We start from the raw sequence: 7,546 nt of genomic DNA, 5'->3' as shown, positions 1-7,546 counted from the left end.
GCATCACACCCGCCATGAAGCTGAAAATGGCCGCGTGAGTTCTACGGTCGCGCCCCGCTAAAACGGGGAGGATTACCGCACGAGCCAGAGGTTTCCGCGAAAGTGCCCCCACAGGGAACCGCGTATGCCTCTCGCTCAATCCCCGACAATCGCACTTCTGGGTCGGGATATTTCTACCCCCCCCCCGGGAAGGCCGCGCGGTGATCTTCTCGGATGGAACCCCGTCGTTCGTGATGAAAGGCGCCTGTGAGAGCTGGGGCTGGACATAGGGAAGGACCAAGGGGTGACCCGCCACCTCCATTGCCTGAAGGGTGCCCATAAGCAGACGCTCAAGCTGCCCGTTGTTTCGGTTAACGACCAAATGCTGGACATCGGCGCATCCGTAAACGCACCAACGGGTATCGTCATCAAGCCAGCTTCCCCCAAAGACAGAACGCGTTCTGGTTCAGGACGATTTCAGATCCTGCTAAAGGTAGTTCCGCGACACGGCAATGGCCACTGCCTGCGTGCGGGTTCTGGCCCCCAGCTTGGAGCAGGCCTTCAGCGCACGCTGCTTGACCGTTGATTCCGCGATGCCCAGAACGCTGGCGGTCTCGGCCTGACCCATCCCGTCGCGGAAACAGCGCAAAACATCCAGTTCGCCCGGGCCCAGCGTTACCCGGCTGAGCACCAGATCCGTCCACAGCGAAAAGCGCGCGGCGCAGCGGCCAATTTCTTCATCGGTGAATTCGCGGTCAGGATGGGACAGCGTCAGAAAGGACCGCTTGCCGTTCACCTTGCGCGAGATCGCGACACCGTGATTCAGCCGGAAGCGCCGCGCCTCGCGCATGACACCGCGCAGGTCGGGGATGCGGACCTCGGACCAGCGCACCCAACCGTCATTCGTCATGGTCCACATCGCGATCGGGTCGCCGAAGAAATAGTTGCGTTCTTCGTAGATGGCGCGCCAGGCATCGGGATAGGCATTGAACAGGTGCTCGGGACCACGGAAGGTCAGGTTGAAGCCCATGATCCAGCCGGTCGGGGCCAGGGCGTGCATCTCGGCGATCTCGTCGTCGAAGCCGGGGATCAGATCCTTGAGCATCGCAGCCCTCCATTTCGGGCCGAAGCCCCGCCAGTGCCGGCATGATATGTCTTTTCGGATATACCGAAAAGGCAGGGTCGGTCGATTGCCGGCGACTTTCCCCTCCGATTAAGGATTTCTTCAGAACATCCCGGTTACACAGGAGAGAAAAACCGATGGTAAAGGAAATCCGCGAACCGCGGCTGGCAACGGCCGAGTTCAGCCGCGACATGGTCGAGACGATGCTGACCTATTTCGATGCCTATGCCGAGGACGGCGTCATGAAGGTCGAAATCACGCCTTGGGGGCTCTGGCTGCCCAATCATGTGACGGGCGGGCGTCAGTTCCTGGGCCTTGCCCGCCTGCCCGAGGGGATGCGCCAATGAGCGACAGCGACATCCCCGTCCGGATCGAAGTCGTCGTGCTGCCGCGCGACATGCGCCGCTTCGACCTGGTCGCCAGCTTCTTCCGGCTGCGCAAACAGATTTTCGTGGATCGGATGGCCTGGCCCCTGCACCACGCCGACGGTATCGAGTTCGAGCAATATGATACTTTCGACACCGCCTATGTGATCGCGCATCGCGGCGGACGCGCGGTCGGAGGCGCGCGGCTGAAGCGCACCGATCACAGTTTCGGCGCCGGAAAGGTGGTTTATTCCTACATGATCCGAGACGCCCATCTGGGTCTGCTGCCGGGTATGCCGCGCGATCTCTGCCATGACGAGCCACCTGTCGATCGGCGCGCATGGGAACTGACGCGCTTTGCCGCCCTGCCCGTGCCCGGCCTGGCCGAACGGATCCTTGATGTCGCAAACCGGCATCTGCACGAGCTCGGCGCCTCGGAATGCCTCTTTCTGGGACCACCGGCCTTTCTGAGGATGGCCAGCAGGTTGGGCTGGACGCCGCGCCCGCTTGGCGATCTGGTGGCCAATGACGATGGCCGCTTTCTGGCATTCTCGTGTGCCGTCCGCCCGGCGGAAGCCGAATCACACCGGCCAGGACCGGGCTAGACCACCACCTGCATGGGCTGCTGCTGGCCTACGCCGAAGACGCGCTTGTATCGCGCGATCTCGTCGGCGGGGCCAGTGGCCTTTTCGGGGTTGTCCGACAACTTGACCGTGGGGCGACCGTTCGCCGCCACCGCCTTACAGACAAGGCTGAACGGGGCCAGCCCGTCATTCCTGACCAGCCCCCGGAAATCGTTGGTCAGCAGGGTTCCCCAACCAAAGCTGACCCTGACCCGCCCATGAAACCGCCGGTGCAGGGCGATAATCCGATCCACGTCCAGCCCGTCGGAAAAGATCACCAGCTTGTCGCGCGGGTTCTCTCCCCGTTCCTGCCACCAGCGGATCGCGGCCTCGGCACCTGCCTCGGGCGCACCGCTGTCGATCCGCACGCCGGTCCAGCTCGCCAGCCAGTCCGGCGCGCCCGCCAGAAAGCCCGCAGTGCCATAAGTGTCGGGCAGGATGATCCGCAGATTGCCGTCATGCTCCTCTTGCCAATCGGCCAGAACGTCATAGGGCGCGCGGCGCAGCGCATCGTCGTCATCGGCCAACGCGGCATGAACCATGGGCAGTTCATGGGCGTTCGTGCCGATCGCCTCGATATCGCGGCGCTGCGCGATCAGGCAGTTCGACGTGCCCGTGAAACGTTCGCCCAACCCTTCGATCATGGCTTGCACGGCCCAGTCCTGCCACAGGAAACTATGCCGCCGCCGCGTGCCGAAATCGGCGATCCGAAGGTCGGGAAGGACACGCAGCGCCTCGATCTTTTCCCACAGGCGGGTCATGGCACGGGCATAGAGAACCTGCAGCTCGAACCGACCCATGTCGCGCAAAACCGCTCGGGAACGCAGCTCCATCAGGATCGCCAGGGCCGGGATCTCCCACAGCATGACCTCAGGCCAGGCGCCCTCGAAGGTCAGACGATACTGGCCGTCATGCTTTTCCAGGTGATAGGCGGGCAGGCGCAGCCTCTCAAGAAAAGCCATGAAATCCGGCCGGAACATCTGCCGCTTTCCATAGAAGGTGTTGCCGCGCAGCCAGGTGCTTTCGCCGCGCGTCAGCGACAGGCCGCGCACATGGTCCAACTGCTCGCGCAGCTCGCCCTCGTCGATCAGTTCGGCCAGACGGATGTCGCGGCTGCGGTTGATCAGGCTGAAGGTGACGGTCGTGTCGGGCCTGTTGCGGAAAATCGACTGACACATCAAAAGCTTGTAGAAATCCGTGTCGATCAGGGACCGAATGATCGGGTCGATCTTCCATTTGTGATTATAGACGCGCGTGGCGATATCGACCATCCGGGCCTCCTGTTCGGCCCATCCTTGGTGCCCTGATTGGACCGCGGCTGCAAGATCTCAGAACAGGGCAACCCCCGCTTGCCACATCCGGTCGCGCGCATCGGCAAGGCTGCCGTTCAGGTTGATCGCGCGGCAAGCCGATTCGATGATCCGCGTGTCATAGCCCAAGCGCGCGGCGTCAATCGCACTATAGGCCACGCAGAAATCATGAGCCAGCCCGACAAAGGTCAGATGGGTGATGCCTCGCTCGGCCAGATAGCCGTGCAGACCGGTCGGCGTCATCTTGTCGTTCTCGAAGAACGCGGAATAACTGTCGATCTGGGGCCGGAAACCCTTGCGCAGGATCAGCTCGGCCCGGCTCTGGTCCAGATCGGGATGGAGGTTTGCGCCCCTGGTGCCCTGCACGCAGTGGCGCGGCCAGAGAACCTGCGGACCATATTCCATCTCCACAAACGAAAATGGCGCCCCCGTGCCAGCGGGGTCGCCCGGCCCGGGTCTGAAATTGTCCGCGAAACTGGAATGTTCGGCCGGGTGCCAGTCCTGCGTCAGGATCACCGTATCGTAATCGCCCATCATCGCGTTTATCGGTGCAACGACCTCGTCTCCTGCCGGGACGGCCAATGCACCACCGGGGCAGAAATCGACCTGGACATCAACCACAATCAACGCCTGGGACAAGGGTTGCTCCTGCTTCGGAAAGTCCGGGCGCAGTTGAATGGCGCACGCGCGTCAGGGTCAAGCCCTCGTGACAATAACTCCTGCGGCAGAAGTTTCGCGCGACGCCGGATCGCCGCGCTGCGACGACCGGCCTTGTCACAGGACGGCGGCGGCGCTAGGTCGCGCCCATGCTCGTGGTCGCCGCACTCTATCACTTCACCCGATTCGACGATCCCGCAGCCCTGCGTGGACCGTTGCTTGACCTTTGCCAGGCACAGGGCCTGTGCGGCACGCTGATTCTGGCGCCCGAGGGGATCAACGGCACGATTGCAGGCCCGCGAAAGGGCATCGACGCGGCACTGGCTCATATCCGTGCCCTACCGGGCTGCGCGACACTGGTCTGGAAGGAAAGTGCGGCTGCAACCCCGCCCTTCGGCCGTATGAAGGTCCGCCTCAAGCGCGAGATCGTGACGATGGGCCAACCCCAGGTGGACCCGATCGCGGCAACAGGCCGCTATGTGGCACCCTGCGACTGGAACGCCCTGATCCAAGCCCCCGATGTGGCCTTGATCGACACGCGCAACGACTACGAGGTTCAGATCGGCAGCTTCAAGGGCGCCATCGACCCCGGCACCAAAAGCTTCCGCGACTTCCCCGAATGGTGGGCCCGGAATGCCGACCGCTTCCAGGGCAAACGCATCGCGATGTTCTGCACAGGCGGCATCCGCTGCGAGAAATCGACGAACTACCTCCTCTTGCAAGGCGTCCCCGAGGTCTATCACCTCCAGGGCGGCATCCTGCAATATCTCGAGGACGTGCCAGAGGCCGACAGCCTCTGGCAGGGCGAATGCTTTGTCTTCGACCAGCGTGTCAGCCTGACCCACGGCCTGGCGCCGGGCCGCCACCGGCTGTGCCACGCCTGCCGCCGCCCGGTGTCCCCCGAGGATCGCGCCCGCCCCGAATATGAAGAGGGCGTCTCCTGCCACCGCTGCACCGGCGAATACACCCCCGAGGACCGCGCCCGCTTCCGCGAAAGACAACGCCAGTTCGACCGCCGCGCCTGACTTCTTCGTTGCGAAAATACCCCGGGGGGAGTCCCCGGCACGGGGACGGGGGGCAGCGCCCCCTCTTCCCTCTCTCAGCGCGCCGTGGTCAGCCCGCCCGCGGCGATGGCGGCCATGTTCAGGATATCGCTGACGGTCGAGCCGGTCGAACAGATCTGGATCGGACGCGGCACGCCGGTCAGGATCGGCCCGACCACGGTCGCCCCCGCCATCTCCTGCATCAGCTTGACCGAGATCGAGGCCGAATGCCGCGCCGGCACGACCAGCACATTGGCGGGCCCGGTCAGGCGGCTGAACGGATAGCGCGCGGCGGCCTCGCGGTTCAGCGCGACATCCACGGTCATCTCGCCCTCGTATTCGAAATCCACGCGCCGCGCATCCAGCACATGCGCGGCCTGCGCCATCTTGGTCGCCCGCTCGCTGACCGGATAGCCGAAGTTCGAGAATGACAGGAACGCGACCCGAGGCTCGAGCCCCAGACTGCGGGCCACATCCGCGCCGCGCGTGGCGATGTCGGCCAGATCCTCGGCTTCGGGCCATTCATGGACCAGCGTGTCACCGATCAGCACGATCCTGCCCCTATGCAGCACGGCCGTGATCCCTACGGTTCCGTCCTGCGGGCGCACATCGAAGACATGACCGATCTGCGCCAGGACCGGCGCGCTTTTCCGCGTGGCCCCGGTCACCAGACCGTCGCCATGACCATGCGCCAGCATCAGGGCTGCAAAGATATGGCGGTCGCGATTGGCCAGCTTGAAGGCATCCTCGCGGTCCACACCCTTGCGCTGAAGCCGCTGATAAAGAAAGTCGTGATAGGCATCCAGATGGCGGCTGTTGGCGGCATTGACCACCGTGATCTCGCGCCAGGCATCGCCCAGGCCCAAGGCCTCCAACTCGGCCTTGACTTCGGCCTCGCGGCCGACGACCAGCGCCTGCCCCATCCCGGTCCGGCTCCAGGACACGGCCGCGCGCAACACGCGCGGATCGTCACCTTCGGCAAAGATCATCCGCGCCTGAGCCCGGCGCGCGCGCGCATGGATGCCCTGCAGGATGGCAGCGGTCGGGTCCATGCGCGATTTCAGCGACTGGACATACCCCTCCATGTCGATGATCGGACGGCGCGCGACGCCGGTCTCCATTCCCGCCCTGGCGACGGCGGGCGGGATCACATGGATCAACCGCGGGTCAAAGGGCGTGGGGATGATGTAGTCCCGCCCGAAACGCAGCTTGCGGCCATAGGCAACAGCGACCTCGTCGGGCACATCCTCGCGCGCCAGCTCCGCCAAGGCGCGGGCGCAGGCGATCTTCATCTCGTCATTGATGGCGCGGGCATGGATGTCCAGGGCGCCGCGGAACAGATAGGGAAAGCCCAGGACGTTGTTCACCTGATTGGGATAATCGCTGCGGCCCGTGGCGACGATGGCGTCGGGGCGCACGGCATGGGCATCCTCGGGGGTGATCTCGGGATCGGGATTGGCCATGGCGAAGATCACCGGATTGTCGGCCATGCTGGCGACCATCGCCTGAGTCACCGCGCCCTTGGCGCTGACGCCCAGGAAAACATCCGCGCCCTTCATCGCATCCTCCAGCGTGCGGGCCTCGGTCGCGACGGCATGAGCCGATTTCCACTGGTTCATGCCCTCGGTGCGGCCCTGCCAGATGACGCCCTTGGTGTCGCACATGATGCAGTTCTCGTGCCGCGCGCCCATGGATTTCAGCAATTCCAGGCAGGCGATGCCCGCGGCACCCGCACCGTTCAGCACGATGCGAACATCCTCGATCTTCTTGCCCGACAGTTCCAGCGCGTTCAGCAGCCCGGCCGCGCAGATGACGGCCGTGCCGTGCTGGTCGTCATGAAAGACGGGGATGTCCATCACCTCCTTGAGACGGCTCTCGATGATGAAGCATTCGGGGGCCTTGATATCCTCAAGGTTGATGCCGCCGAAGGTCGGGCCCATCAGACGGACGGCGTTGATGAACGCGTCTGGATCCTCGGTGTCCAGCTCGATGTCGATCGCGTTCACATCGGCGAAGCGCTTGAACAGAACCGCCTTGCCCTCCATCACCGGCTTCGAGGCCAGCGCACCCAGATTGCCCAGGCCGAGAATCGCGGTCCCGTTCGAGATGACCGCGACCATGTTGCCCTTGGTCGTGTAGTCATAGGCCGTTTCGGGGCGGGCAGCGATGGCCTCGACCGGGACAGCGACCCCCGGCGAATAGGCCAGAGACAAGTCGCGCTGCGTCGCCATGGGCGTCGAGGCGACAACGTCGTATTTCCCGGGCCGCGGCTCCATGTGATAGGCTAGGGCCTCTTCGGGCGTGATGCGGTTGTTGCGCGGCGTCCGGTCTGTCATCTGTTGGTCCCCGTTGGATCCCGGCCTGCTTAGCGCGACACGGAGGCCGGCTCAATCGACAAGCGTTGACCTAGGGTCAAGCGGTGCAGGGGCCGCTGCCCCCCCGGCCC

General features: G+C 64.3%; 7 protein-coding genes. 3 read left to right on the top strand and 4 right to left on the bottom strand.

Annotated elements, in window-relative coordinates; genetic code table 11:
* Positions 1–466 precede the first annotated feature (466 nt).
* Positions 467–1,084: a helix-turn-helix transcriptional regulator gene (locus KY389_RS01815; RefSeq protein ID WP_219829014.1), complete on the bottom strand. Its 618-nt coding sequence runs from the start codon at positions 1,082–1,084 to the stop codon at positions 467–469.
* A gap of 155 nt (positions 1,085–1,239) precedes the next feature.
* Here KY389_RS01815 and KY389_RS01810 point away from each other — a divergent pair, with 155 nt between their 5' ends.
* Both KY389_RS01810 and KY389_RS01805 read left to right on the top strand, forming a co-directional pair.
* Positions 1,240–1,449, top strand: a complete 210-nt coding sequence (locus KY389_RS01810; protein ID WP_219829012.1) for a hypothetical protein — start codon at positions 1,240–1,242, stop codon at positions 1,447–1,449.
* Positions 1,446–2,072 (top strand): acyl-homoserine-lactone synthase, encoded by a 627-nt coding sequence (locus KY389_RS01805; RefSeq protein ID WP_219829011.1) that lies wholly within the window; start codon positions 1,446–1,448, stop codon positions 2,070–2,072. Before KY389_RS01810 ends, KY389_RS01805 begins: the two co-directional genes overlap by 4 nt.
* On the opposite strand, the gene pncB is transcribed toward KY389_RS01805, so the two are convergent.
* Together pncB and pncA are read right to left on the bottom strand one after the other, a co-directional pair.
* Complete coding sequence (gene pncB / locus KY389_RS01800; protein ID WP_219829010.1) at positions 2,069–3,361, bottom strand: nicotinate phosphoribosyltransferase; 1,293 nt, start codon at positions 3,359–3,361, stop codon at positions 2,069–2,071. The genes KY389_RS01805 and pncB overlap by 4 nt on opposite strands.
* Positions 3,362–3,418: 57 nt before the next feature.
* On the bottom strand, positions 3,419–4,039 hold the full coding sequence (pncA, locus tag KY389_RS01795) for a bifunctional nicotinamidase/pyrazinamidase (protein ID WP_219829009.1): 621 nt from the start codon (positions 4,037–4,039) through the stop codon (positions 3,419–3,421).
* A 167-nt stretch (positions 4,040–4,206) separates the two neighbouring features.
* Here pncA and trhO point away from each other — a divergent pair, with 167 nt between their 5' ends.
* The gene (gene trhO / locus KY389_RS01790; RefSeq protein ID WP_219829008.1) at positions 4,207–5,082 is read left to right on the top strand and encodes an oxygen-dependent tRNA uridine(34) hydroxylase TrhO; all 876 of its coding nucleotides are present in this window, start codon (positions 4,207–4,209) and stop codon (positions 5,080–5,082) included.
* Positions 5,083–5,156: 74 nt separating this feature from the next.
* On the opposite strand, the gene KY389_RS01785 is transcribed toward trhO, so the two are convergent.
* Positions 5,157–7,436, bottom strand: a complete 2,280-nt coding sequence (locus tag KY389_RS01785; RefSeq protein ID WP_219829007.1) for an NADP-dependent malic enzyme — start codon at positions 7,434–7,436, stop codon at positions 5,157–5,159.
* Positions 7,437–7,546 lie beyond the last annotated feature (110 nt).

The organism is Paracoccus bogoriensis, from assembly GCF_019431455.1.
In the GTDB taxonomy this organism is placed as follows: Bacteria; Pseudomonadota; Alphaproteobacteria; order Rhodobacterales; family Rhodobacteraceae; genus Paracoccus; species Paracoccus bogoriensis.
Note: the sequence above shows the minus strand (reverse complement) of the source record. Positions and strands in the feature narration are given on the sequence as shown.

What these genes read in the sequence shown, in the direction of transcription:
- KY389_RS01815 (WP_219829014.1), bottom strand. Translation starts at nt 1,084, where the DNA reads ATGCTCAAGGATCTGATCCCCGGCTTCGACGACGAGATCGCCGAGATG.
- trhO (WP_219829008.1), top strand. Translation starts at nt 4,207, where the DNA reads ATGCTCGTGGTCGCCGCACTCTATCACTTCACCCGATTCGACGATCCC.
- pncB (WP_219829010.1), bottom strand. Translation starts at nt 3,361, where the DNA reads ATGGTCGATATCGCCACGCGCGTCTATAATCACAAATGGAAGATCGAC.
- KY389_RS01785 (WP_219829007.1), bottom strand. Translation starts at nt 7,436, where the DNA reads ATGACAGACCGGACGCCGCGCAACAACCGCATCACGCCCGAAGAGGCC.
- KY389_RS01810 (WP_219829012.1), top strand. Translation starts at nt 1,240, where the DNA reads ATGGTAAAGGAAATCCGCGAACCGCGGCTGGCAACGGCCGAGTTCAGC.
- KY389_RS01805 (WP_219829011.1), top strand. Translation starts at nt 1,446, where the DNA reads ATGAGCGACAGCGACATCCCCGTCCGGATCGAAGTCGTCGTGCTGCCG.